The organism is Pseudomonas marginalis (assembly GCF_008692035.1).
Lineage (GTDB): Bacteria > Pseudomonadota > Gammaproteobacteria > Pseudomonadales > Pseudomonadaceae > Aquipseudomonas > Aquipseudomonas marginalis.
Genome location: NZ_VTFG01000001.1, coordinates 3,261,046 through 3,284,926, shown reverse-complemented (window position 1 = coordinate 3,284,926; position 23,881 = coordinate 3,261,046). Strand labels below are relative to the sequence as shown.

The window sequence follows — 23,881 nt, the reverse complement described above, 5'->3', positions numbered from 1 at the left end:
CTACATTTCCGCCCCCTGAACCTAACACTGCGGCTTAGTAAGGCCTCGGTGAGATAGAACACGTGCCCGAATGTCCAAGAGAAATAGGCAGCCTGTTCAGTAACAGCTATCTGCAGTACACCATCCAAAGCTGGTCGACTCGTATCGTACAGCTCTGGCTCATCATCTCCCTTCTCATTCCCCAATCGGGATTGGTCGGCACGCTCGCTAGGTGCATTGTGCCTTCACCCCAAGTACAAGCGCCTAGCCTTTTTTACTGGTACCCGCGCAGCGCTTGCGCATCGGCGGTTTCACTCATCTCAACCGACATCACCTTGACCAGTGGCATTCGGCCAGTGGCTTAGGTTGTTCGGCTGTGAGAGGATTTCGTCATAAGCTTGTGCCGCCTAGCAAGGCTCAAACCGGACGGTAGCTACCAGGGAGATGTGATGGAATCGGTTGTAATGCGCACTAGGACGTTAGCGGACGTGGTCGCACGGGCGGCATCGTCAGAACTGGACATTCTTGCAGACATCATCACGGACAGGGGGGACGGTCGTCTCGCGCTGAGCACCATATCCAAAGACACGATTCTAAAAAACAAAAAACTCGGAAAGCTCCAATCTATAGGCGCTTTGCTAGCGCAAGAAATCTGCTGCTATGGTGGTAACGCGCTCGCTAACGCGTTTCGGCGTACTGGCGCTGAATACCGAGAAGTGGCGAAGGATGTGGGGATACATCTCGGCGCAAAGATTCTCAAACATGAAGATATCTACGACATTGAAGAGAAAATAATCGAGCACGCTTTTAAAAAATTTGCCAAAAGCTCAAGCAAAAACTTCGCGAACGAAGATAGAGCGAACTTGCTAGATCTCATCGTGCGGGGGATCGTTTACTCGGATCGAAGCCCATTGGAGCGTTTTCTGGGCGAGCACTCCTTCGATAATGTTTTCGTACCAATCCTTAAGATTGTGCTTCTGCCCGGCTATTTGAATAATGAAATTGCAGGACTTACCAGCCAGCTTCGCATAACTGTCCCCGCCGTGCTTCTGATCGCAAACATGCGCCAGCGTCAAGTCGACGCTGAATATAATTACTATCGAAGGAGCCTAGAAGCATGCCTATGAACACGGATGTATGGCGTGTTTTGACCGACTCACCGGAAATACTAGAAGGCATTCGCAGCGGCATATATCAAATATGGGGCGGAGTTATTCGTCATGTTGCTGGGAGTCCTGACGGTGGCCGAATTGTCGGTCATCTGAAATTTCCAGGTGATCAGCAAGCGGCTCAACAAAGCATCGAATACCTTCAAGGATTGCTCAATCAAGGCTTCGGGTCTGCACAGACGGCGATGGGCGGCCTACAGCAAAGCATGAATGTGCTGCAAGGATTGCAGGTAGCTAACCTTGCGCTGTCTGGTCTAAACCTGGCGGTTTCTGTCGCAGGCTTTGCGATAGTGTGCAGCAAACTCAACAAGCTGAGCGCACAGGTTCAAGCTCAGTCCATCAACATCAATCAGATTCTGGAAATCGTTAGCGAGGCGCGAGATCGTGCCCTATTTTTGGATGAAGCCCAGTTTCGGTCGCTCGTTTTGTCTGCCAAGCAATTCAGCGAGGAAGGAGACACCCATCAACTGAAATCGCTTCTGCCAGCTATCACGAAGGAGTACGAACTCAGCAGGCTGATCCTTCAGAAGCATGCGAGCATAGCGGGCAGCAGCATTGAGCATCTTCCTACTATCGTCCTTTTTCAGGAGCGCCTTGTCCATATTGGACTGCTTCGCTCTCATGTGCAGATGCGGGTCGGTGCACCAAAATACGCCGAGGAATCCTTACAAGACCTGTTAACTGAATTGCCCGCCCTCAACGCGGCTCGTGTTGAATCCCTGTTAAAAGACAAGCAAATGGCGATACAAATGCCGGCTGACCATTTTCCGAAGATCTTGGATTTCTTGGAGCAGGGCAAAGCTATCCTCCCGGCGCTGTCCTATGAGTCCAACTTAATAGCTTTGGAGCGCAGTCAACCTGGGACACTCGCCCAGTTTGCAGCCAACGACTCAGGCCAAATTTTGATTTTTCCCATAAGAGCTAATGCGTGATCAGCGAGCATAGGTAGGCATACGGATAATGCCTGCTTCATAGGCGCCGGCTGCATCAAACTCATGCTCGCTGCCGCCTGCAGTAGTACACCGCGTAGCGCCCCGGAAACTGTGGGTGTACAGCCCTCAAGCCTCGATTCCGGCTGCCGATAACATCTCTGGCTTCTCGATCTGACGCCTGCGCTATCTGCCCGCAGTGGTCAGATGTCCACCTTTTACAGCTCACTAGGAATATCAGAATGATGACGTGTCCGAAGTGTCACGAGACGAATGTCGACAAACTTAATTACGGGAAACGCGTAGGTGGCGCTACCGGTGCTGTCGCTGGTGGGGTTGCAGGCTACGCAGGCGGTGCAGCTGGAGCAGCGGCTGGCGGGGAAGCGGGCGCTGTCGTAGGCGCGTTTGCCGGCCCAGTGGGAATTTCGGCTGGAGCTGCCATTGGGGCTATTGCTGGAGGCATATTAGGTGCCCTGTTTGGCGGAGCTGCAGGAGCCGCAGTAGGTGCCAAGGCTGGTGAGGCAATCGATGAAAATGTCCTCGACAATTACAAATGCCTTAACAAAGATTGCGGTCATAAGTTCAGCCTCTGAACACTTCAATTGCGTCTTCTCAGCTCGGCTGCGGTAAGAACTGGAAAGCTGAGATTTTCGCATTCGACAGAAGTTGCACTAGGTCTTTGCCGCCCCGAATGGGGCGAAACTCCGTAAGCGTCCGCCCAACACCACTTGCTTAACGATCAGCGTCTTTCTGGAGGCAGGATACCTGAAGGAGGTTTTCACGAGCCTGCCTAGACAGCGCACCAGTGACATTAACGAGCTGCTGCCGAAAAATTGGTTGCCTGTTTAACCCTGTCCTGATGATTCTGAGAAAATTCAAACGTTGGTACAACTCTTGAACGCCTAGGTAATGGCGATCAACATCAGATATCGTCTTGCTCTTCTCTAATTTCGAACTCATTCCAAGCCCCCCAGGTAAATCTTCCTACAAGGCATTTTGGTAATGAAGCCTTGCTCCAGAAGCTGTCTTGGGATGTCCCTCATCAAATCAGATACCTCCCATCGTTGCGCCGTCGGCGGCATGATCCTTTCAACGAATAAATCCAAGTCGAAGTCGTGCGTCGCGACAAACGGCCCTGCGCGGTCGTACTGCTCAAAAACACCTGATTCTATTCAGGCGACTTCCCCCGCTTTCACGATCATAACGATACCTCGAGGTTTTCAGGAGACTTCGCTCACTGCAAAAACGAACAGACGGTTACTGTAGAATCCGTGGCGTGAAATGGTGCTGTCCCTGTGAAAGGCGCAGAAATTCACGCAGGCTCGCACGTCCATTGTCGCGCTGGAAGGTCGCGATTACGTACCGCGAGTTCACTGTGGTCAGTACCCAAAAACGGCCCTCGCGCTCCGCCTCAATGATGTCAGAAGTCCGCATCAGATGTCCGTCGCCGAACCGTCCATATTGGTCTTTACGGTTGTGACCAAATACGACGCCTAATCCAGCACGAGCCTTTATGGATACTCCGCAGAGATAGGCTGTTATAGGTTTGTCGAAGCCTTGCGCTTGTGCTTTTAGGATTCGTGCGAGATCGAAATCTGTATGTTCGTTTTCCATGAAAATCTACATCCAAAGTATTCAGCAAAATTGCACTCCTTTCGCAGCCCGTATGGCGTTACCAGGAAATCTTCACCGAACCATCTGTGCTGGTATCGTGCAGGATTCTTGGAAAATCTCAGGCTGTACGAATCATGTTCGCGTGATAGATCGGACGAAGGTTGCTCAGCACATCAGTGTTGAAGCCAGGTTGGTGAGAGCTGTGGTATTTGGAGCCGGTCTCCACCTCCAGCAGACACACAACACACTCGTTTTGGTCTTCACCAAGCGTCACTTTGGTCAGTTTCTCCATGCGCCAAACTCCCGTGCCATTCATGTGGGCAGGTGTGACTACTTGCACCTCTGTGATGATCGTTTCCGCGTCCTGGGCAATCAGCAGTTGCTGAAGCCGTGGTTCGCTGTCGATCATCAGAATCGCCTCTGAAATTCTGTCCTCGTACATGGCCTGGACAGTTACGTGATACCAGTGATTACGAAGCACTTTGGATACCTGATGCCATTGGTACTGACCCTCACCGAACATGCCCGGTAGGCCCAGCATGTCGGCGTCGTGTGTTCTAAACATCTTATGTCCTTGGCCTGAAGGGGCTCCGATATAGAGCGCAGGTTAGAAGAGGGAGAATACGTCTTTCAGGCTCGCGAGCTGTTCATGACCAGGGCCAATCAATACGTAAACAGAGTTTCTGGTCTCGAACGCAACACCGTCGTGGAGACCGGTGCACATGCTTGAACGAACCCAATCGCCGCGTTCGAAACGACCTTGGCTGTCCTCTGCCACATTGTGAGCAAACAGGATCATCGGGAGCTGGCCCGCTGCATGGCATTTGAAGAGTTCGTCGCGGGTGACTTCAATGCGAAATATTGTCCAGTCTCGAACCAAGCAGTAAGGCTTTTTGGGAAAACGTTGGTTCGCCAGCGCTCGTGCATCAGAGCTGCTCGACAGGCCTTCCAGTGGTGTACGTGGCCCTTTCATGAAATCGGGTTCTTCGATGCTAGCCATACGGCTTCCTTTTTCATTAATAACCAGGAAATTGACAATTCAATCTCTGGACTTGTCGCTCGTCTTGGCCTGAATTTCCCGATCCAGTGCACCCTTTGCGCAGCTCTGCCTGAGGACGCGCCGGCATCGAAATCATGCCGAGAATTCAAACCAGTCATAATGAGGATGATAAGGCGTGTTATGACGGAGCGCAATGTGGCCTTATCCTCGATTTGCTGGAGGGAAATCGATGGAGGCAGCAGAAGCGCTAGCTGTGGTGGTACGAGCAGTGCGCAGAGGACAAGGTCTGTCTCAGGAGGACTTGAACAGCATTGACCGATCCCATCTCAGTCGGATTGAGCGGGGAGAAGTAAGCATCACCATTGATATGCTGGTAAGACTGGCATCCATCTTGGAGCTTGATGCCGCTGCGTTGATTCTCATGGCGACCTCCTTGCAGGCGAGCGAGCCGTTTGGAGAGGGTCTAAGACGTGTTTCGAGGCAATTGAACAGGATCAGAAAGGACGGCATTGATATCGAGATTGAGTCGTTAGCACGGACTGGGAAGTTGTTTCCTGGTAGACCCTCCAGATCTGGGGCGGCACATAAGACTATAGAGGCTCAACGACTGAGGAAAGAAGGAGTGCCTGTTGTCGAGATTGCGGACGCGTTAGAACTCTCTGAAGCCACTGTACGTAGATATCTGAAAACAACGGCTCCTTCACAGGAGTGACTTCTTCAAAGCTTGTGCCGCGTCACTCGATCTATAGTCCCGCTAGCGGCACTTAGGTGCAGATTTTATGGTGCTTTTTCTTCATCAGCAGGGCAAGAGAAAGTCAAAATCAAGATTTGCTTTTTGGTTTCGGCCTTTCTACGTATTCGGCGGGTTTGCTGCGAACCAGAGGAGGGTTATGATCTTTGCAGATTCGGATATTTTTATCTAGTTCCTTTCTCTGCTTCCTCTTCAAGTACCAAAATTTTCCAAGCGAATCTTTTGTAAATAAGTCTTTTATTTTGTAATTGTACTCCATGATAGGAGTTGGACAGATAATGAATTCAGATGGCTCCAGTTTCTTTGGAAATGTATCGCCATCCATAAACTTAACAACCTTTTTTTCACCGTCTTCAAAAAGCAGTCCGCCCGAAACTATCCATATTGGCTTTTCGCCTTTGTTAGTTATGCAGAGATAGATTAAATGTATATTTCCATTTTCTGTTCTTAGTTTGGTGTCGAGGACAACCTTGCGCCTGTTTAAAAATGGTTGATAGAACAGGGCGACTAGAACTGCCAGAAATGTAGATATAGCGCTTATGGCATTCCAGTCAATCTTCGATAACTCAAAAGACATAGATTTCTCCATGGGTAAAATAAGAAACTTAATTATTAGCGGGCGGTAGAATCATGCTGGTCAAACATCCATTGATATTGGTCGCATCGCTCACACGATGTTCCGTGCTCGGCCTCATGAGACTCAAGAATAGTATGGCAGTGCTCACACCGCTTATATTCAGTTTTGGTTTCACACCAATGGCAAATATCATGATGGGTGTGGAACATGTGAACGAAACATACAGGACACTCCTCTACAACCTGCTCTGTATCAAAGGCAGATTCATATTTGAGCAGGAATTCCGCTTCCAACACGGCGAGCATACCGGCCCGGTGATGACAGACTAAGCACTCATACCTGAATTCAGGCGTATCAACAGGAAGACTCGCTGCAGCATCTTCTTCAAAAGGCTGCAGAAGAGGAGACCCACAACTCCCGCACTGGCAGCCTTTAAGAAGTTTCAGGGCGTTGGCAGGCAAACCTATTTTTTTCCATTCAGCTCGTGCCCTCAGTCTGTTTTTTTCGAAGAAGTCGTGTGTTTGGAGCATAGTTTCCCAGGCTTTTCCTAAAAGTGCGCCTGGGCTGTCGAATAATTCGCTACTTATGAAGTTCTGAAGAAGTGGGAAAAGAGCTGCTAGGAATTTTTGTATTTCACTTGTTTGGTGCGTAGGATGGAGATGCTCGAGGTTATTGCGGCAGTCCCTCAGCGTTTTAACCACCTCCCAATCATGCTCTACATTTAAACTATCTAGTCGAGCGTGGATCGCGTCGGTATCGATTGAGCGAGGATTTTTCTGTTCGAAAATGGGACGCCATTCGATCCCGCCTTCCTCAGTCAAGTAAGGGAGTATGACTTTAGGCTCATAAAGGAGCTGCTCGGCCTCCTCCGGAGTTTTCGCGAGGGACGCAAGCTTGTATTTGAACAGCAAAATCACACCGGCGAATAGGTTGCGCGATGATGAAATGGCTCTGGTCGTGTCTCCGCCTGGTGCTGTACTGATCGCGTAGTCTTCAATCCCTAGTTGTATTGAGAAAATGGCGTTCTGAAGGATTTTGCCAAGCTCAAACTGCTGCCGCTTATTTGCAGACATCACGATTCTCCATGCCGAACACATTCAAGCGGCTTCTATGCTGCCTAAAATGATTGTATGTGCGATTGCCTACAATCTGATAGGCGCTTTTTCTGCGGCAGCTGAGGCTGCCGGACTTTGAGCTCGGTAGACGAGGTTTTTTGCAGAACTTCCGCGACACAGAATCGACGCATGGGGCGTCGTGGACAGTTTCACTATCGGCATCCCTAAAAAAGCGACCAGATTCGGGCTTGGGGTAGTGGAAAGAGCCTTCAGGGTTGTCACCACAGCTCAACTCCGCGAGTGGCTCCTACGTGCGGGCGTTCCAGTTCATACTTAGCTCCACCTGATTGGCCAATATAGAATACTGATCCATACGCCTTCTCAGGGTAGCCCTTTCTTCGGATTGCTTTAGGTGAACATGCTGGCGATGATACGGGCATCAAGGAGAGCGTGATGCGGAAGCGGAACCCCGTCACTTGAGGCATCTAGTGTGGTTGCGTCGGTGGGGTAATTCCGAACGTTCCTTGGCCACTTACCATTGTCATATGCAAGTTCGGTGAAAAGCTCCCAATCGTACTGTGGAGCGTCTGTGACAATCACCAGAACTTCGTCAAACGACGCTAGGAACTCGAGCAGCGCTGACCTTGCCTCAATGGTTGGTCGTACACAGCTACCGCCCCACAGCTGCGGAAGCACGATTTCCTTTACGAAATCACTGCAGTCTTCTTCTTTCCAAGCATCGAGTAATTCCACGTAGAATTCGCGCCCATCCTCAGCCACCAATGCGAGTGATATCAGCTTCGCAGCCGCTGAGAGCTTGGTAAACTCGCAATCAAGAAAGACCCTCACCTTGTTAGAACTCCGTAATGACTAGGGCTCGCTTGAATATGGCGCAGGAGGGGCAGCTATGGGAAATGGCCCTCGAGCATTTTGGCTCAGACGGACTCCTCCAAGCGGTCATAGAAATGTGGAGCCGCGCCGCCCCTCCACCCAGACCATTGGTTGAACACCTGTCCACCAATGAGGTGAGTCAGGACGTCTTGAGCATACTGAAAATTGCCCAGCAGCGGGTAGGTGCCATCGTGCCAAGTCGAACGCCTGATGCAGGCACAGTCACGCTGTACGCTCGTCACGCTAGCAACTTAGTTGATGGGCTCATTACACTGCTGCCAAAGGTGAAGCTTTCGCAAGCCTTACGAGGCTCTTGTCTTGAAATCGAACTGGGGATTTGACGTCCGCACAGGCTCCACGAATACCAGTCAGCAACAATCCTATTAAAACTTGCCCAGCGAAATGCGTCCCTTTGAGATGTTCTATGAACTCTGATTTAACTGAAGAAGAAATGCGTCGTGCCCTTTTTGGTACGCCTCAGCCAGAGGAGCAAGTTTCTACTCCGCTAGTGGAGGAGCCTGTGCCAGAGGTCGTTTTAACAAAGCCAGCAGAGGCTCCAATAGCCAAGAAGAAAGCGACGAAAGCCTTTACGCCAAGGCTCAAGGTTACGCTACGCGTCGGAAACGAATTCGAAGGGAAGATGCATGAGTTTATCCACGAGGCCGACACGTTGAGCTCGTTGCTCGCTGAGCAAGAGGCTGTGAAGGCTGCTAGGAAAAAGTACAAGTATGTGGATGTGGTATCGGTTAAATCCATGTAAACGCGCCAAATGACCTCGTCGTGCAAAGGGTCGGCCCGTACATGGATCATTGATCAAACATCTTGCCTAGCCTAAAGGGCCTTCAGATCGCTTGCATGCAGCTGCTCTTGATGCCATTGGCGCTGTTGCTATAGGATCAGAACAGGAGATGGCATTCCTCCTTAAACCGCATCTGTGCTGATGATGCCTACGTGAACCCTGGACAGGGTGCGTAGGTGTATCCGCTTCCTGTCCCCAATCTAGGACAGGATTATGATCCTACTACCCCAGTCGCCACTCCCTTGTTGCGCTTACCTGCTACCTGTTTGGCCTAGGTCTGACGAGGTGAGCCCGCCATGCTGAAATCACTTGTAGTTATCGCCATTGGCTCATCACTTGGTGCCTGGTTGCGCTGGCTCTTGGGCATGAAGCTAAACGCTCTGTTCCCTACGATTCCCCCAGGCACAGTGGTTGCAAACATGGTTGGGGGCTACATCATTGGCCTAGCCATCGCGTTTTTGGCCGCATCTCCCACCCTGAGTCCTGAGTGGCGTCTGCTGATCATCACGGGTTTCTGTGGCGGGCTTACAACCTTTTCCACGTTTTCGGCAGAAACAGTTGCCCTGATCCAGGAAGGCAGGCTGCTGTGGGCACTCGGTTCGGTTTCATTGCACGTCGTGGGCTCGCTGGCGATGACGGCTGCCGGGCTTCTGTCCTATCAGATGATCGGCACGCGTTGAGGAGATGAAAATGAAAGGTTTTCTGGTGATTTTCTTTACCCAACCGTTCGCACCCTGTTCGTGTGTGCCTTTGTACTCGTATTCGCGGCCTGGGCTGTTCCGACACAGGAAGTGGCCAACATCACAAGCCGAAATCTGTATTGGCTGGGACTGTCTGGCGTTACCACTGCCTTGTCGTGGATCTTCTACTACAAGGCACTGAAAGTAGGGGATGTCGCCACGGTTGCACTGATCGATAAAGGTAGCGTGGTCGTTGCCATGCTGCTCGCAGCCCTAGTGCTTCGAGAGGTCATCACATTGCGCATGATTGCCGGCGCGGGCCTGATCGTGGCGGGGCTGCTGGTCATAGCCAAGAAGCCCTGACACGGATACAAGCCAATGCTCACCCCGCAGCGAGCATCTGAGAGGAGTTCTGCTTGCTGTGAGAATATGAAACCCGCTGAACAATATCGCTGATGGCTTTTGGCCTCGATGCCAGCTAGATTCGGATCTTTCTACGATCAAGGATAGATATGAAGAAGCTCATCGCAGTCATGGGGATCTGTGTCGCACTTGGCGGTTGCGCTACGTCCCACTACACCGCAGGACGAGACTTTCCGTCGGCCAGTGTAGCTAGCATCACCAAAGGCAAAACGACGACTACTGAGTTGAAGTCCCTGTTTGGTGAGCCCTACGCCAAGAGTGCTGTCAGCGAGACTGACGAAAAGTGGATCTACACCTACACCAATGGCTCAGCCCATGCCCAAAGCTACGTGGTCACCATGAAGGTGACGACTACGGGCACCCAGAAAACTCTCGACGTCTTGATCCGAAATGACGTGGTCATCAACTACACGTTCAGCGAAGGCCCCGCTCCAGGTAGTACCACTGCGACGAACTAATTTCGCCACCTTGCCATTGGGCGACCCACCGCGCTCAGTAAGTTGTTGATGGAGCAAGATCATGGACAGAACATATGCCTTCGTGGATGAGTCCGGGAATTCCGACCTTGATACGTCAAAGGGAGGAAGCTCTGGCTTTTTCATCGTGTGCTCCATTCTGGTGGCAGAGAAAGACCTGGAAGCTGCTTATGCCCAAGCTGAAGCACTCCGCACGCGTCATTTTCAAACAGGCGAGATCAAATCCAGCAATCTTAAGCCCAAGGATTCAGATCGCCGTGCCCGGATCCTAAACGAGCTAGCCGATCTGCCATTCAGGCTCTATTTCACCGTCGTTGATAAGTCCCAAATTCGCAAAGACGGTGGCCTTCGTTTCAAGACCTCATTCATAAAATATGTGAATGGGTTGCTCTATGAACGTTTGTTCCGCGCATACCCCGACCTCCAGATGATCGTAGACGAGCATGGTGGCCAGGAATTTCAGGAGAGCCTCAAAAGCTACGTTTCAGAACGGTTCGTCGATGACCTATTTGGCGATAAAGATGCCTTCCAGACGATGGCCAGTAAGGACAACGTCTTGGTTCAGGTTGCAGATTTTTTTGCTGGCTCAGTCGCTCAGATCTACGAAGACAAAGCATCGGAAGAAGCAGTTCTTGCCTACAAAAAGATTCTACGAAGCCTGACCCTTGGAATGCTTGAGTGGCCATCCAAGTACCAGTCTCTTCTGCCGCCGCCGACGGATGAATTTGGGTACGCTGACTACCAGGTACATCAAGAAGCTCTCCGCCAGGCTGACCTTTTTAGCGAACGGGCTGGTGAGCATCCAAATGAGGATGAGCGCCTGCAGCTGAGCATATTGCGGTTCTTGAGATTTCAGAGCGAATTCGTCACCAAAGACTACGTGCCAACCGCAGAAATAGTCGGCCACCTAAAAGATAGCGGCTTCGGAGATATCAACGACCAGAGGATCCGCTCCAGCGGCATCGCCAAGCTTCGCGATTCGGACGTGATCATCACAAGCGCGGCCAAAGGCTACAAGATCCCTCAAACACGGGCAGACATTAACGAATTTCTTGAAAGAGCGTCAGGCATTGTTGTTCCTCTACTGGAACGGGTCAAAAAGGCTCGAGAGGTATATCGGCTGAGTAGTCGAGGAGAATATGACATCGTGACGGCAGCCAACCTGGCTGAGCTTGCCAAGCTGCTCACTGCGCTCGAGGCGTTTGCAGATGACTGAACTCGGTCATGGCAACGAACCTCAGCAGGCTGCATTGATCCAGGATGAAATCCTAGAGATCTTGAAAGAAGCCAAGGTACTTGCGCGTAGATACTATCGCTTGACCGGCAAGCCGCTGGGCGTGACAGGCGAGGTCGCAGAGTACGAAGCTGCTACTCGACTCGGCCTGTTACTACATCCTGCAAGGCAGGCAGGTTACGACGCTACAGAGACGCTGGAAGATGGCGTCGCGAGAATCCAGATCAAGGGCCGCTGTATCCTGAACCCGCTAAAGATTACGGGCCGTATGGGCGCAATTGATCTACGACAGCCCTTCGATATTGTGCTCTTAGTGCTGCTTGATTCTGAGTTCAACGCATTTGCAATGTACGAAGCGAGTCGTGCCAAAGTAGAGGCAGCGCTGACCCTGCCAGGGTCGAAAGCCAGAAATGAACGGGGAGCTCTGGCGATTAGGCAATTCATGTCGATAGCTACCTTGCGCTGGGCTCGCCATGAGGCCAGCGAATCAGAGAATCTACTTCCCTCCTAGAATCGAGCGCTAGTGGTATGTTGCTCTGAGATACATATTTAATGTCCCCAATAAGGCACATTAACCATCATTTTTAGGCTTAATGGCCCTATTTGGGTACATTGGGATGAGGGATGGATTGCGGCAACCAGTGACAATTGCTGCCACTGTACGGGACAACATGCTGAACATCCTTCAATTGCCGACTAGGGTGCCGGTGGTCTTGAACATTACTGATGCCCACTCAATGAAGCTGACCGCAGGTGGAACACCGACTACCCAACCCTTCAGTCTTAATTGGAGTAGTGGAAGGCATGGCTGTTATGGCCATTCACGCTCCATTTAAAGGGCGAGGATTTGATTCCGGCTAGCTTGGTTCTGCATGAACAGCAGGATGTCGAAAACCCGGCCTGGGGTGTCTTCTAGTCCCTTGTGGTTGCTCGTCAGAATCCCCTCCTCGAATACTTCCCGGTTTAGGTTCCAGCAGTGCCCCAGATAAAACGGTAGCTCGCAGATTCGACGGCCTGCTGCTTGCTGTACGTTCCTCGGCAGGAGTTGCTGTCCCGTGAAGCCCGCTTTCCCCGCTCGAGCTAGCCCACCCCTTACCTGGCTATCCAGTGCAGGAATCAGCCCGGTGATGAGAAGCAGGGCTTTCATGGGATAAGTGATGCTGGTGTTGTTGAAAAACAGCACATCCGCCAGCGTATTCAGGATCCCCAGAATTTCCTGGTCGAAGGCTCCAACATCATTGAGTGGTGCATCGCTGTTCAGGAGACGATGCTCCTGCAGATTGAGGCTGAATGCCGCAAGGCTTTGCTGGCTCAGTTTGAGTAGGCGCTCATGAAGCCGCTTGTCCTTCAGAGCACTTACGATTTGCGGGACGGGGCGAAGAATTGGGCTTCTCCGTCTGCAAGCGCCCCAGTTGCGTAACGCTATCGATAACGCCTGGGCGAGTAGTGCTGCATTTGCGCGGCCCGACGGCGCATTGAGATATCGATATGCAAACGATTGCACGTTTGAGAAGTCCTGGTGGTAGGACAGCCTGAAGTCGTTGATGGCTGATGTGATATCGAGGGAGCTGCCAACCAGTCGAAGCATGTTTTCCATCACAGCAGAAGGGGGAGCCACGAGTGTGTAATTTGCCCTGCAGCAGGTCAAGCTGGAACCCGAGATGCCAGTCCTACTGACGGGCACATGACAATGGCTTGACCGCCTTGGATTCCCATTACGGCATCATCAAAATCGGGTTGAGGGTCAGCCTTGATGCTAACTGGATGGAAGGGCAGCTTCCGACGCTCCCGAAAGATGTGGGTGGCATTACGTTCACCTGCACCCCCTACAGCTAGGAATTGAACATCTTCGGGCACTGGGCTGTAGTCGTGTTGCATGCTCCAGGCGCCTGCGTGTGAGGTCTCGCAGTGTCACCAGCGCTGGTATTCAGCTCGATAGTCGTCAGCTTCCTGGTGGGTGGTTTTATTCTTAACTAATTGATCTATATGGATTTATTTTAGTCCCCCTATAGGCCTTTGTGGTTAGTCTTCAGAATCGCATCCAGACGGACGCCATCTCGCATGGCCTGTCCGGTGAAAGCTGTGGGGGCACATTTCACCGTCCAATTGCGCAGGGATGTGCAGCTGCGGTTCACCGCTTGGACGGTAGGGTTCTGAGCGACCCACACCGTTCGCCTTCCCCGTGGGTTTGGGGAAGCCCCGGAAGGAGTTCCGGCGTCGGCCTGGAGGCCACTGCGTTCGAAGTGTCGTCCTTGGATGACAGCGATCCTGTACATGGCAGCGACGGTTGTGCAGGGTGAACGCCGAGTAAACGGTGAGCAGAATGAAGAGCTTCATTCGATCTGTTTGGCGTCTGGTGGTTGATGTATCTCGAGTGCTCCGAGCGGGCCTTGCGGTACTAGACTATTACGACCGTCACAATCCTTAACCAGCCACCCGCCTGAGGCAACTCAGGCGGGTTCTTTTCCTGCGTTTCCTGCTCGACACTGCCGAAGGTCGCTTCGAAAAGCGCAAGCTTTTTCTCAATGAGCTCCAGATCTTGGGTATCAAGAATTTTTATGAATGACTGATTGATCGTGTTGCTCAAATGTACGCGGCCCTTGAACACATCTCCTTGGCCAAGCATGGCGTAGGAGAAGTAATCAGCTCGTCCTGTCCAATAGCGATGGGATCCCTCGGGAGTATCAAGGTTCCAATGCTCAAACCGAACAGCTTTCAGATATTCTTGCAGCCCCCCAGAAATATTGCCCCTCCCATACCAGTAGGGCTTGTAAGGGATGCTCTTCTGAAGTTCGGACAACACCAAAGCCATAGCTCCGAGGGCCAAGGCCATGCTGATGTCTTTCTTGAATTCAGCGAAGTTGAGAACTTTGCAAAGCTTACCAAATAGCGGTAGGGCTTTTTCGAATATGTCGTTATCGATCTCTCGGTCTAGAAGGTTGGAATAGAACCACTTGAACTTATCTGCGTTGTCTCTGAACTGAGATTCACAGGTTTCTGCATCGATCAACATATGCTGAGGTGTGGAGAGTGGAAGCTTTATGTAGTGTGCCAACTCAGCAATCAAGCACCGTGCTTCGCCAAAAGGAGGCTCGTGCTCTGTAATTTTATTGAGGAGCTGTAGATTGCCTTCTGTGTGATGGTCAAGCTCCATCCTGATCAAGTAGGTATATAGCTGTTCATCTATTGGCAGCCGAACGGGCTCTTGATCCTCGACATGCAGTACACCCTGTATACGGGTTGCCAAGTGGTTGATGACGTGCATGAACCGCTGCAAATTTCCTCCACACTCCAAACTGGCTTCCTGAGAAAGCTTCCAGTCTACGTTGTCCAGCAGGCCTCGCATCCTCCCATACGTGTCGTTAATGGAGGCAATTCGCTCACGCGGTATCTCGAAACTAGCATGGCTTTTGAGGTCGGATATTAGCAAAACTTCTTCCGTGGCACCTTCGATTCCATAGCAGTCACGTATTTCATAAGACGGCTTCTTACTGATTCTTGGAGGTGCTAGAAGAGTGAAGATCTTGTTATGCTCGGTCTGGAATCGGTACAGCGTCTTAAGCACTTTGAGTGTTTTTGTCTTGTCCTCCGAGAAGAACTCGGAAAAACTTCTGCCGAGGATAGGCAAGGCCATTGACTTTATTTTTTTTAGCCTGTCGTGGGCCTCGATCTTGCTTTCGCTACGGATTTCATCTTCAAGTTCCTTGTAAGTTTGGATACTCTCGGGAAGCTGCTTGAAATTCCCAAGGTCAAAAGCTCCGGGAAATATTATTTCTCTTTCTTTATCAGTTATCAGGTCGTTAACAATAACGTATAGCTGGCTTACGCTCTCAGGGCGGCTTCCCAGCATTCTCCCGCCCACCCGAAGCTCTCGAAATTTGCGGTGGTGAACGTATTCATACGAAGCAAATGAGGCGTCATCACCGAATTTGGCTTTAACTTCATCTTCAAACATGTGACGGAAAAGTTCCTTATCCACATCTCACTCCATTAAGTATCGACAGATTCACGAGGTGGCATAATGCCATATTTTTGAGTTTGAGCTGCAGCCCACCTGTCCGGCCCGATGGGCACATTGGGCACTATGACTAGGGGTAATTCGATAGTGAAGACGCTCTGCCTTTGGTATTGGTTGGCTTGCAGTAATCTGCAAGGAGGGTGCTAGACCTGAGGAGCAGTGTGATAAGGGAGAGCCGTCGTCGTCCGATCCTTTGCTCATGGAGGGCGGCTACAATGACATGCGTTGGTTTGGAGCGGCCTTGGCCAGGCTAAGGCGCTCTGTTAGGATGGCACTATGAAATCACTGACAAGGACGAGAGTATGGCTTCTTTCATCGTTTATAATATTCAGTTGCTGCCTGCTAACACCAAAAGCACTAAAGAGGTTGGTGTTGAAGGGTATAAGAAGCTTTTTGAAGCTTTGCATGAAAGAACCGTACAGGCATTTAAAAAGAAAAAGCTTACAGATATGTCCTATGTCTTAGCGTCGGATACGTACTTCGCGCCACGGAGCACTATATGTGATGATGTGATTGCGTATGGTGAATGGATCAAGTATCACAAAAGCGATTCGGTAGAGGATTTGTATTCCAATACGACCCTTTTCCAAGCCGCCAAAGGAACGTTCCCTGTCGCCAATCGGGTTTCATTCGACTATGTATTTGACTACGAAAGTCACAGGATGGCAATTTCAGAGTCGGGTGGACGCCTACCTAAGCCTTCAGTCTGCAACGAAGCGCTAGAGGAAATCTTTTCAAAATTTGCTCTCGAAGTTTTCCCTAGGCACGTCCTGAAAATAAACTTGGTGTCCGATCCGACAGAGCTTGAGAGCGTTCTGAGGAACGCGGAGGGCTTCAAGGCTGTTAGTACGACCCTAACCTTCCCTAATGGTCACCGTCTAGGTAAGCAACTTCAAGAGCTGAAAAATAAAAACGTACATCACCTAAGGGTCGAAGCATCAACTGAATCTAAAGACTCTGCAATGCCTTCGTTGCCAGACTTCTTGAAGGAAATGGTAGAGGCTTCGGTGCATTACGGTAAAACATCCTTGTCCTATATTTTGGAGGCTGGGGGGCGGCTGCATCGATATACATCATCCAAGTATCCTTTAAAGATTCAGGTGAGAGCGAAGAAGAATGAGCAGCCTGCCCAAATTAGATTGCGGATAATGCAGGCTTTGCGTCAGCTAGGCCGGGCTGCTGAAGGAGAAGGGGATGATATATAGATTCCTAGTCAAGATACCTGTAGTCGGCGTGGTCATTAAGATAATGAACGCGTACGCCTTTCATGGCGATTTTGACGCAGATAACCGGTTCGCAAGTGTTTGGGCTTGGCTCAAGGCATATTTTGCGGGTGTACTTGTCTCGGTTGTGTTGACCGCATTCCTAACGCCGAGTATTCCTAACATGTTCCTGTCACACTGTATACGACTTGACTATACGGTTACCGTGATGCCAGGTGATCTTGCGACGGGTATCCTTCCGAATCTTCTGGGTTTTGGTATCGGTGTGTATGCATTAGTTTTTGCACTAGACAGGTCGTTGGTTAAGGATCTGCAAGCAACATTTCAGGGCTCCGGGAAGCCTAGTATTCCAGGGTCGGTATTGCTGTTAAATGCTGAAATGGCGCTGCCACTGATTATGCTGATTGCTGCAATTGTCGTCGGCGTTATGCAAAAGGTATTCCCAAATGGTGTTTTGCTCATTGCCGGTTCTTGGTTTACTTTCTGGTTATCAATATATTTCATATTAGGATTGGTACACTCCCTATTTATGATGGTGGATGTCCATCTATCTCAACGCCTTAAAGATAATTAACAATCACGCCTAGGAGTGAGACCTGGATGGTAGAGCGGGAGTAACTGGTTGGCGCGAAATCTGCGGTTTTCAACCGCTCACCACAGGGACGAGCAGCTATCGGGCACGACCGCAAGCGTAGCGCGCCGGCCCACGGAGGGCGAGCGGCTTGAGGATGGAAGCCCGCAGGGACAAAGACAGGCGCAGCTGGGGTTTGGTTCACGAGAGCCGTCCCCCACCCCCCCGGAGGGAGCAAGCCAAGAATCGCATGGCCTAACGGCTCATCAATCCAAGCGGGGAGTACCAGGTAAATCGCTGGGTCAGGAGGACGGAGTGAGCTTGCGCGCAATCTCAAAGTCCTCATCTCTCAAGCGCTTCAGCTCCAGCAGCTCTGCCTCATATTCCTCAACGGTCAAATCAGTTTTTAATCGCTGTACAAGTTGCTCCTGTTTACGATCAAACAGCTCCATGGCACTTGTGAGATGCACCGAAGTAACCGTTGCGGAATAACCTGCAATCTCCTTGAAGGCAAGATGAATGTAGCGCTCTACTGACTCCGGCGATTTATGTCCTGTCCACATCATGACTTCCGCGATAAAGCCTTTGACATCGAGAAGCGCTCGCCGGAATTCATCGGAGTTTGATATCTCATGTTCTTTGATCATTCTCACGAATTTCTTAGTGATGAATGCGTGCCTGAACATGTGTGGAGATATCTTCTCTTTAATGCCTGCTGCCATTTTGAGCGCTGTGACCTCAGAGGTGATCGTATCCGGTAAAAGAACTTCACCTGTTGTTTCACCTATAAACAAAAAACCTTCGTTTTTACCCTTCTTGAATTTCTTGGCAACCTTCCTGCGATGCAGATCGATGAAGGGGATGATATCGCTGAGGATCATCTTATGAATCGGAATCAACCGTTCGCTTGAAGCTCCTTGTTTCCAGGTCTCCAGACGAAGCATTGGCTCATCCGAGTGGAATGCATTCAGGATGTCCTCGACTCGAATTCTTGAAATTTCCCCTCGTCGTGCACCCGTGTGCTCCATCAGCAGAAGCATAATCTTCCGCCTTATGTTAACGAACCGAGAACTAGGCAGTGTATCAACAGCATCGGTTAGTTTCTTGATGTTGACATCAGTAATGGGGAATACGCTTCGCGTCCGCCCCCCAAGGCTAAGAGAATGATGGTGAATATAGCTTTTCTTAATGCTTCGACCATTTCGGGACGTAATGGTGAAAGTCTCATGGGTTATTCGAATCGTACCACCCTTGGACACGAACTCCGGGTTTCCATTGAGTCGCCCCACAAACTCCAAGAAGTCTAGACAAAGGCGACCAATCGCTAGAATGGTAGGTTCTGACTTTTTCCTGGAGGTTGGGTAGATAGGGGACTTCTCGTCTCTCAATGAGTCAATAAAAGTCGTGAAGGTTGAGTCCGTTAGGTGAATGAGGTCTATGTTTTTGTAATAGCAGTAGCGGATTAATTGCCCGATTTTAGAAGCATATTCTCCAAGTGAACCGCCCTTAGAACCTCGGGTAGACAGACCCCGGTTACCACCACGTCCTGCACGCTCAAGCAGAGAGAGTATGTAGAGATTCGCAGGAATACATGGCGACCCGTCAGGCCAAGTCACAAACGGGATGCCGTTAAAGGTATTGGTTTCGATTCTTCCCAGCGCCATGTGTGAGAAAAGTGTCAGTTCATCAATGAGCGAGTAAAGCTGATGAGAGGTTGCCTTGTTCATCATCGATACTCGTCAAGGTTGATGACTTTCTCATCTGAATTTGTAAGCCTGTTAAACGGCGGGGCATTGAGCGACGTGATTGCTGATAGCGCCTTGATTGCCTCCGTAGCACGTAGCGCCCTTACGCCCGTGCTGGATGCGTCTCGAACACTTTTGATGTCATCAAGAGCGCGATTAAGAGCCTGCAGCAACACCATGTTCGTCTTTTGCAGCGCAGAGAGCTTGTACTCCAGCTCCTCCGCGCGCAGGGTGAGTCCTACCTTAGTCCGTTTATTGGAACGCTCCGCCCTACGCTTGGCAGCTTCCACTGCCTCCAAAGCCGAGACGCGAAGCCTGTTAAACCCATCGAACCCTGTCGGGATGTTCCGCTCGGCATACCTCTTGAGCGTATTTAAGCTCATGGGCGACGTCATCTTGGCCGCCTCTCCTACCTGGAAGCTGATTTCCAGGCCCGCCGTCGCCACCTGGCTCTTGAGGGCCTGGGTAAGTTCTATGTGATCCTTGAAACTATCCGGTGAATTATGGACTTGATGAAGAAACTCCATAAGTGTGTTGAGTGCCAAGGTGTTTCGCTCCACGCGAGCATCAACCTTTTTCATGCGTCAACCCCTGTGACTTTTGCGATTACTTTGAAGCGTTGACCGTCGTCATCTTCGAAAAATTCAGGCTCAATGGTGATTGCACCTTCTTCCATCAAGTCTGCGAGATAGTCTTCCAGCTCATTTGTATCGGCGAGCGTAAAGTTCTCAGTGCCATAGCGAGCGGTGACTAATGCAGCAAGGCTCTCGTAGCTTTCAATATCGCCACTGTGTAAAGCCTCAGCCACATACTGAACTTTGGCGCCTGCAAGAGTGGCTCCGTCCATTGCTTCGGTAATGTAATTCCAAACATGTTGGACGTCAGTGTGCCCAAGCATCCACTGCAAGGTTTCGAGGCCGCCGAAACTGCTGGAATAAAAGAATAGCATCGCGAAAAAACGCCTTAGTTGATGCTGGCGAATATAGAAGCGCTTGCCGTCATCGTTGATCTCGGTTTCGAAATAATCACAAAAAAAATCGAGATTCTGATTGTAGTTGTACCCGTCTTTACCGCTGAGTGATAGATCACCATGCATCGCGGGAGAGCTGAAGAGTTCCATGAGCTCATCGATGTAGCCCAACCGTTTAAGGATTTTCTGCATCCGAACAAGGGTTTTAATCATTTGAACCGCAATGGGTTCAATCGGCCTGACCTCAACTCGACGAATTCCGAAGAGATTCTGAGTGCTTTTCCGATTTTGGAATACAAGCCATTGCTCAGAAACATCTAGGCAATTGGATGCATGAAGATCCAGAAGTTCTCCGACTCGACGAGCCATTAGGGCTCCGACAACGATTTGGGCGCTTCCAATATAGACTTTTACAAGTTCAAGGAGGCCTCTGTTCGCCCGAAGATCCTGGAAATACTCTGAGGCTGACCCCTTGGTACGCATAGCGTACTCACTACCGACTGCTCGCCGAGAAAGGCCAAGTCGGCGAACCCCAAGCTTAGAAAGGCTCTCGCCAATAATGCTAGGTACTGAGTGATCGTTGAGTTCGCTAGTGGATATTCCATTAAGCTTACAGTGAAGTGCAATTTTGCATAATCCATCAATAATCGCTTTGCCATTCTTTACGTGAAACTCTATCGCATTTTTCACAGCGCCAAATACTACATGCGAAGGCAAAGTCCTGAATCTACCTAGCTTACCTGTCTCCAGTTTGAACCGCTTCACTGCGGCCAGGTCATCCACCGATGGTGCAGGAAGTCCTACCTCATGAAGGTTGCCAAGGCTATAAAGGCTCGCCCTGTATTTGTAGAAGCTGGAATCACCTATGATCTCTCGTGTGCCTGTTGTTACCGCTATTGGGAGAAACTCCCGAGTGAAATAGTCACCCTCTTTTACAGCGAGTATCTCGGCAGTGGGTTTGGATTCGTATCGGCCTTTCAATGTGTCGCGGTAGATAATTTCAGAGATTCTTATAGAGTTCGCATTGTAGCCCGTTTCCGAACGCTTATACATGCCATTTAAATATAGGGCTGCTCGAACTCGCGGGATAATTTCCAGCGGGATGTCGAGCATGTTATTATCGGCTTGGTCTGGGGTGATAGTGTTTAGCGCGGGCAGTTCTTCAAGTGCGCTTTCAATTTGCGCGGTGCTCACCTGTAGGGTAAGATTTAGGCAGTAGAGTGATAGCCTCTTCCTCCAGCTATATACTGCCTCAGCAGCGGATTTGTTCGAACAAATCTCTGATAAAATAAGTTTAAGAGCATCCCGGCCTAAACCGGCTAGACCATATTTTGCTAATTGGAATTCTCTGGCGTTAAGCAGGAGAAAGTCCGCAATGTGCAAAGCTCGATTGAATTCTTCAGGCCTACTTGCGGCAGGAGTCGTGCGGGGCGCAGGCTCGCCGAAAGAATGAGTAGAGCCAGTAATGAAATATTTGAATCCGTCCAGGAGTTCTTTGTTCTTCGGATCAGTGAGGCGGCTGCCATCATCCAGCTGAACATTCCAATCTATGACTTTAGGCTTTTTGTAGCCAAAGCTGTACTCCCATAGGTAGTCATCAAAGTCACTTAGTAACCAGTCTGCCTGCCTCAGAGCAATACTTTGCTCAATGTAAAAAGGAGTCAGGAAGTCCAGTTCAGGCGGCAGTTGCATAGATGACCTTTTCCATTCGATTTGGATTGCAATGAGTTCTGGCGATGCTGAGGTGTTCTTTCAGTAAGCGATCATGGCCGCGTTCGATCTCTTCGCTTACTGATTTTGAGACCTCAGCCCAATACTTGGCTTTGCCGCAAACCTGTTGTTCCTGGTCGGCAGATTTTACAGCAGCTTCCAGCGATAGAAGGGCTGTCATGATCCCTACATCAATTGATATGTAGATGCGGCTATTTTGTAATGCTGACTTTTCGTTGCCTGGTTTGTTCTCAGGGTTTCTCAGGTGATGAGGTATGTCTCGGAGTGCATGGTTTTTCAGGAAGGAATGCAGCTCGTCCATGCTTTCGAAAGTTGTAGCCTCTAGCAAATATGGGCTATCTTTCATGGCTTCGCATATTATGCTGCGTTGGAATATTCTGATCCATCGGGTTTGGAAGAATGACAGAATGGCCTCGGGAAGGTATCGCCTTAGCAGTTTCGTGTTATAGCTGGCGTGGCCCAGGGCTTTCGCCATTTCTGTCACGCTCTTTGTACGAAGGTAAACTTCAACACCACATGATGACCTTAGTGAGCCAAGAGTAACCCTCTCTAAGAATTTTGTAATGTTGCAAGGCATCATTTTTTTATATGGGGAAAATTGCTCAATCAAGGCTTCGCGCAGGTTGTCATTTGCCTTAAGATTGGAGCGATACCATTTAGGGAAATGAGCACTCGATGGTGGGGCAAATCCCTGCCCGCAGGTAATAAAGAGCTCCTTCCAGGTGGGGTTCCCCTCTTTACGAAGAGCGTCTCTCAGCGGTGCTGTAATTTCAATGATTTCCTCAACCCAGAGCAGGGAGTCTTCATTGAGCTCAATAACTTGCTCGCTGAGCTTTTTGCCTTTCCGATCTTTATAGCCTACAAGCTTTGCTCCGTTGTTCGACTTGATGAAGCCTATGCAGTCTCCATTGTCACCGTGAAGTTGGAGCTTGTGCAGGAAGCTTGATGTAATTTCCGGATGCTCGCTAACCAGAAGGAACATATAGGGATGGAGGCTATAAGCGGTTGGTAGCCCTAAAAAATTAGCAATGTTCTTGGCGCCGTCTTTTCCAAAGTGGGTTGCCAAATAGTTCGTTTCTCGTCGAAATCCATCTCTTTCAAATGTGGCGCAAACATTCTCTGGCCCGATTTCAAATATTGTCTTCTCTGACATGCCTGATTCAACTGGTGTCCCTGTTTTCGCGAGTTCTTTTCGTAGGCGAGAAGTGCTGATGAGCTTTGAACTTTGATCTCGAGCCCAGTTTTTTACAATTGATATATCTATCTGAATTCGACTGAATAGAATCTCAATTGCTTCTTCATCTGTCAGGTGTAGAGGTACTGGCGTGATTAGTTTCTCGTGGACGATGACGCCATCCTCTCTCATTTTTTTTCTGCTGTTATGACCGAGGTCAGATTTCGCCCTTGGCTTAGGTAGGCTGCCTTGATAGGGCGTCGTCCACTTACCTGTCTCAATGAAAAGTTCTTCACAGGATGACATAAAACTATTCCAAAACATGATTTGGGCATTGATTTCGAGCCCACGATCATGTGCATCTAAGAAGAAGTTCTTCATAAAGGCAAGGAAAAATGCCCTTATCATTCGAGGATGCTGAAATGTCACTGCTGGCCAATCATCACAATTAGTAGTAAGAAAATCGACCAGTTTGTTAACCATGAAGCATTTAGGTTTTACAAGTTTCTTAAAGTGCTGTTTCCACTGAAGAAAAAAATCCTCAGTGAACGCCTGCCCATGGGTCATCCAGAGATTTGCCAATGCAAGATAAGAAGTGTCGTCTTTAGAGCTCTCGATGATCCAACCGTTCCAGTATTGCACTCGTACCGGGCACAATTTCAATCGATGCTCCTGCCAGATCCCATTGCATAATTCCATGCCAGCACGGTCGTGTTCCACCCGTTCCATTGCAGGAATTTCGGCGCACAAAGCTTGGTGAACTACAGCGATGAGGCGAGCGCATGGGCGCAGCGAGGTGGCATTCATTTCAGCAAATTCACCGCTCACCATGGCTCCCATGAACCCCCTGACCAGAGCCAGGTATTTGGGAC

22 protein-coding genes, 2 pseudogenes and 1 riboswitch are annotated in these 23,881 nt (G+C 50.0%); of the genes and pseudogenes, 11 read left to right on the top strand and 13 right to left on the bottom strand.

Translation table 11 applies throughout. From position 1 onward, the window contains the following. Positions 1–106: 106 nt before the first annotated feature. A pseudogene (locus tag FX984_RS33205) lies at positions 107–232 on the bottom strand (DUF4113 domain-containing protein); the annotation flags it as partial. Between the two features lie 196 nt (positions 233–428). Here FX984_RS33205 and FX984_RS15335 point away from each other — a divergent pair. Both FX984_RS15335 and FX984_RS15330 read left to right on the top strand, forming a co-directional pair. Next, positions 429–1,106 (top strand): YaaW family protein, encoded by a 678-nt coding sequence (locus FX984_RS15335; protein ID WP_146477796.1) that lies wholly within the window; start codon positions 429–431, stop codon positions 1,104–1,106. Next, positions 1,097–2,080 (top strand): hypothetical protein, encoded by a 984-nt coding sequence (locus tag FX984_RS15330; protein ID WP_146477798.1) that lies wholly within the window; start codon positions 1,097–1,099, stop codon positions 2,078–2,080. Before FX984_RS15335 ends, FX984_RS15330 begins: the two co-directional genes overlap by 10 nt. A 1,254-nt stretch (positions 2,081–3,334) precedes the next feature. Here FX984_RS15330 and FX984_RS15315 read toward each other — a convergent pair. The 3 genes and pseudogenes from FX984_RS15315 to FX984_RS15305 all read right to left on the bottom strand — a co-directional run bounded on the left by FX984_RS15315 (position 3,335) and on the right by FX984_RS15305 (position 4,691). Then, a pseudogene (locus FX984_RS15315) lies at positions 3,335–3,719 on the bottom strand (hypothetical protein). Between the two features lie 90 nt (positions 3,720–3,809). Beyond that, the gene (locus tag FX984_RS15310; protein WP_146477802.1) at positions 3,810–4,256 is read right to left on the bottom strand and encodes a hypothetical protein; all 447 of its coding nucleotides are present in this window, start codon (positions 4,254–4,256) and stop codon (positions 3,810–3,812) included. A gap of 42 nt (positions 4,257–4,298) precedes the next feature. Beyond that, positions 4,299–4,691 (bottom strand): DUF6957 family protein, encoded by a 393-nt coding sequence (locus tag FX984_RS15305; protein ID WP_223841629.1) that lies wholly within the window; start codon positions 4,689–4,691, stop codon positions 4,299–4,301. A gap of 193 nt (positions 4,692–4,884) precedes the next feature. Between FX984_RS15305 and FX984_RS15300 the strand changes: the two genes are divergently transcribed. Continuing rightward, a complete protein-coding gene (locus FX984_RS15300; RefSeq protein WP_347338707.1) occupies positions 4,885–5,403 on the top strand; it encodes a helix-turn-helix domain-containing protein in 519 nt (172 codons plus the stop codon). Between the two features lie 109 nt (positions 5,404–5,512). Here the strand turns inward: FX984_RS15300 and FX984_RS15295 are convergent, their stop codons facing one another. The 3 genes from FX984_RS15295 to FX984_RS15285 all read right to left on the bottom strand — a co-directional run bounded on the left by FX984_RS15295 (position 5,513) and on the right by FX984_RS15285 (position 7,923). Beyond that, positions 5,513–6,019 carry a hypothetical protein gene (locus tag FX984_RS15295; RefSeq protein ID WP_146477806.1) on the bottom strand — a complete coding sequence of 169 codons (507 nt, stop codon included), beginning with the start codon at positions 6,017–6,019 and terminating at the stop codon, positions 5,513–5,515. A gap of 35 nt (positions 6,020–6,054) precedes the next feature. Beyond that, positions 6,055–7,092 carry a hypothetical protein gene (locus FX984_RS15290; RefSeq protein WP_146477807.1) on the bottom strand — a complete coding sequence of 346 codons (1,038 nt, stop codon included), beginning with the start codon at positions 7,090–7,092 and terminating at the stop codon, positions 6,055–6,057. A 390-nt stretch (positions 7,093–7,482) separates the two neighbouring features. Then, complete coding sequence (locus tag FX984_RS15285; protein ID WP_146477809.1) at positions 7,483–7,923, bottom strand: 3'-5' exoribonuclease; 441 nt, start codon at positions 7,921–7,923, stop codon at positions 7,483–7,485. Between the two features lie 466 nt (positions 7,924–8,389). On the opposite strand from FX984_RS15285, the gene FX984_RS15275 reads away from it, so the two are divergent. The 6 genes from FX984_RS15275 to FX984_RS15250 all read left to right on the top strand — a co-directional run bounded on the left by FX984_RS15275 (position 8,390) and on the right by FX984_RS15250 (position 12,088). After that, entirely contained in the window at positions 8,390–8,725 is a 336-nt protein-coding gene (locus tag FX984_RS15275) for a hypothetical protein (protein ID WP_146477813.1), read from the top strand. Positions 8,726–8,860: 135 nt separating this feature from the next. Continuing rightward, positions 8,861–8,922: riboswitch (Fluoride riboswitch) on the top strand. Between the two features lie 138 nt (positions 8,923–9,060). Further along, a complete protein-coding gene (gene crcB / locus FX984_RS15270) occupies positions 9,061–9,444 on the top strand; it encodes a fluoride efflux transporter CrcB (protein ID WP_146477815.1) in 384 nt (127 codons plus the stop codon). Between the two features lie 54 nt (positions 9,445–9,498). Continuing rightward, positions 9,499–9,807, top strand: a complete 309-nt coding sequence (locus FX984_RS15265; protein ID WP_146477816.1) for an EamA family transporter — start codon at positions 9,499–9,501, stop codon at positions 9,805–9,807. Positions 9,808–9,956: 149 nt separating this feature from the next. Continuing rightward, a complete protein-coding gene (locus tag FX984_RS15260; RefSeq protein WP_017337075.1) occupies positions 9,957–10,325 on the top strand; it encodes a hypothetical protein in 369 nt (122 codons plus the stop codon). Between the two features lie 61 nt (positions 10,326–10,386). Then, positions 10,387–11,559 carry a DUF3800 domain-containing protein gene (locus FX984_RS15255; RefSeq protein ID WP_146477818.1) on the top strand — a complete coding sequence of 391 codons (1,173 nt, stop codon included), beginning with the start codon at positions 10,387–10,389 and terminating at the stop codon, positions 11,557–11,559. Beyond that, complete coding sequence (locus FX984_RS15250; RefSeq protein WP_146477820.1) at positions 11,552–12,088, top strand: hypothetical protein; 537 nt, start codon at positions 11,552–11,554, stop codon at positions 12,086–12,088. The genes FX984_RS15255 and FX984_RS15250 overlap by 8 nt, the downstream gene beginning before the upstream one ends. 321 nt (positions 12,089–12,409) lie before the next feature. Here the strand turns inward: FX984_RS15250 and FX984_RS15245 are convergent, their stop codons facing one another. Beyond that, positions 12,410–13,165, bottom strand: coding sequence for a hypothetical protein (locus tag FX984_RS15245; protein ID WP_054044287.1), 756 nt, complete (start codon positions 13,163–13,165; stop codon positions 12,410–12,412). A gap of 810 nt (positions 13,166–13,975) precedes the next feature. Then, entirely contained in the window at positions 13,976–15,556 is a 1,581-nt protein-coding gene (locus tag FX984_RS15240) for a translin family protein (RefSeq protein ID WP_146477822.1), read from the bottom strand. 341 nt (positions 15,557–15,897) lie between these two features. Between FX984_RS15240 and FX984_RS15235 the strand changes: the two genes are divergently transcribed. After that, positions 15,898–16,800 (top strand): DUF4747 family protein, encoded by a 903-nt coding sequence (locus FX984_RS15235; protein ID WP_146477824.1) that lies wholly within the window; start codon positions 15,898–15,900, stop codon positions 16,798–16,800. Beyond that, positions 16,790–17,392, top strand: a complete 603-nt coding sequence (locus FX984_RS15230; protein ID WP_146477826.1) for a hypothetical protein — start codon at positions 16,790–16,792, stop codon at positions 17,390–17,392. The genes FX984_RS15235 and FX984_RS15230 overlap by 11 nt, the downstream gene beginning before the upstream one ends. A 299-nt stretch (positions 17,393–17,691) precedes the next feature. On the opposite strand, the gene FX984_RS15225 is transcribed toward FX984_RS15230, so the two are convergent. The 4 genes from FX984_RS15225 to FX984_RS15210 are packed head-to-tail and all read right to left on the bottom strand — an operon-like array spanning position 17,692 to position 23,849. Beyond that, complete coding sequence (locus FX984_RS15225) at positions 17,692–19,116, bottom strand: tyrosine-type recombinase/integrase (protein WP_223841627.1); 1,425 nt, start codon at positions 19,114–19,116, stop codon at positions 17,692–17,694. Continuing rightward, positions 19,116–19,715 (bottom strand): hypothetical protein, encoded by a 600-nt coding sequence (locus FX984_RS15220; RefSeq protein ID WP_146477828.1) that lies wholly within the window; start codon positions 19,713–19,715, stop codon positions 19,116–19,118. Before FX984_RS15220 ends, FX984_RS15225 begins: the two co-directional genes overlap by 1 nt. Beyond that, positions 19,712–21,796: an integrase gene (locus tag FX984_RS15215; protein ID WP_146477830.1), complete on the bottom strand. Its 2,085-nt coding sequence runs from the start codon at positions 21,794–21,796 to the stop codon at positions 19,712–19,714. Before FX984_RS15215 ends, FX984_RS15220 begins: the two co-directional genes overlap by 4 nt. Further along, a complete protein-coding gene (locus FX984_RS15210; RefSeq protein WP_146477832.1) occupies positions 21,780–23,849 on the bottom strand; it encodes a hypothetical protein in 2,070 nt (689 codons plus the stop codon). The genes FX984_RS15215 and FX984_RS15210 overlap by 17 nt, the downstream gene beginning before the upstream one ends. Positions 23,850–23,881 lie beyond the last annotated feature (32 nt).

Coding starts and splice junctions, on each gene's coding strand:
- FX984_RS15335 (WP_146477796.1), top strand. CDS start 429: ATGGAATCGGTTGTAATGCGCACTAGGACGTTAGCGGACGTGGTCGCA.
- FX984_RS15330 (WP_146477798.1), top strand. CDS start 1,097: ATGCCTATGAACACGGATGTATGGCGTGTTTTGACCGACTCACCGGAA.
- FX984_RS15310 (WP_146477802.1), bottom strand. CDS start 4,256: ATGTTTAGAACACACGACGCCGACATGCTGGGCCTACCGGGCATGTTC.
- FX984_RS15305 (WP_223841629.1), bottom strand. CDS start 4,691: ATGGCTAGCATCGAAGAACCCGATTTCATGAAAGGGCCACGTACACCA.
- FX984_RS15300 (WP_347338707.1), top strand. CDS start 4,885: ATGTGGCCTTATCCTCGATTTGCTGGAGGGAAATCGATGGAGGCAGCA.
- FX984_RS15295 (WP_146477806.1), bottom strand. CDS start 6,019: ATGTCTTTTGAGTTATCGAAGATTGACTGGAATGCCATAAGCGCTATA.
- FX984_RS15290 (WP_146477807.1), bottom strand. CDS start 7,092: ATGTCTGCAAATAAGCGGCAGCAGTTTGAGCTTGGCAAAATCCTTCAG.
- FX984_RS15275 (WP_146477813.1), top strand. CDS start 8,390: ATGAACTCTGATTTAACTGAAGAAGAAATGCGTCGTGCCCTTTTTGGT.
- crcB (WP_146477815.1), top strand. CDS start 9,061: ATGCTGAAATCACTTGTAGTTATCGCCATTGGCTCATCACTTGGTGCC.
- FX984_RS15260 (WP_017337075.1), top strand. CDS start 9,957: ATGAAGAAGCTCATCGCAGTCATGGGGATCTGTGTCGCACTTGGCGGT.
- FX984_RS15255 (WP_146477818.1), top strand. CDS start 10,387: ATGGACAGAACATATGCCTTCGTGGATGAGTCCGGGAATTCCGACCTT.
- FX984_RS15250 (WP_146477820.1), top strand. CDS start 11,552: ATGACTGAACTCGGTCATGGCAACGAACCTCAGCAGGCTGCATTGATC.
- FX984_RS15245 (WP_054044287.1), bottom strand. CDS start 13,165: ATGCTTCGACTGGTTGGCAGCTCCCTCGATATCACATCAGCCATCAAC.
- FX984_RS15235 (WP_146477824.1), top strand. CDS start 15,898: ATGGCTTCTTTCATCGTTTATAATATTCAGTTGCTGCCTGCTAACACC.
- FX984_RS15230 (WP_146477826.1), top strand. CDS start 16,790: ATGATATATAGATTCCTAGTCAAGATACCTGTAGTCGGCGTGGTCATT.
- FX984_RS15225 (WP_223841627.1), bottom strand. CDS start 19,116: ATGAACAAGGCAACCTCTCATCAGCTTTACTCGCTCATTGATGAACTG.
- FX984_RS15220 (WP_146477828.1), bottom strand. CDS start 19,715: ATGAAAAAGGTTGATGCTCGCGTGGAGCGAAACACCTTGGCACTCAAC.
- FX984_RS15215 (WP_146477830.1), bottom strand. CDS start 21,796: ATGCAACTGCCGCCTGAACTGGACTTCCTGACTCCTTTTTACATTGAG.
- FX984_RS15210 (WP_146477832.1), bottom strand. CDS start 23,849: ATGGGAGCCATGGTGAGCGGTGAATTTGCTGAAATGAATGCCACCTCG.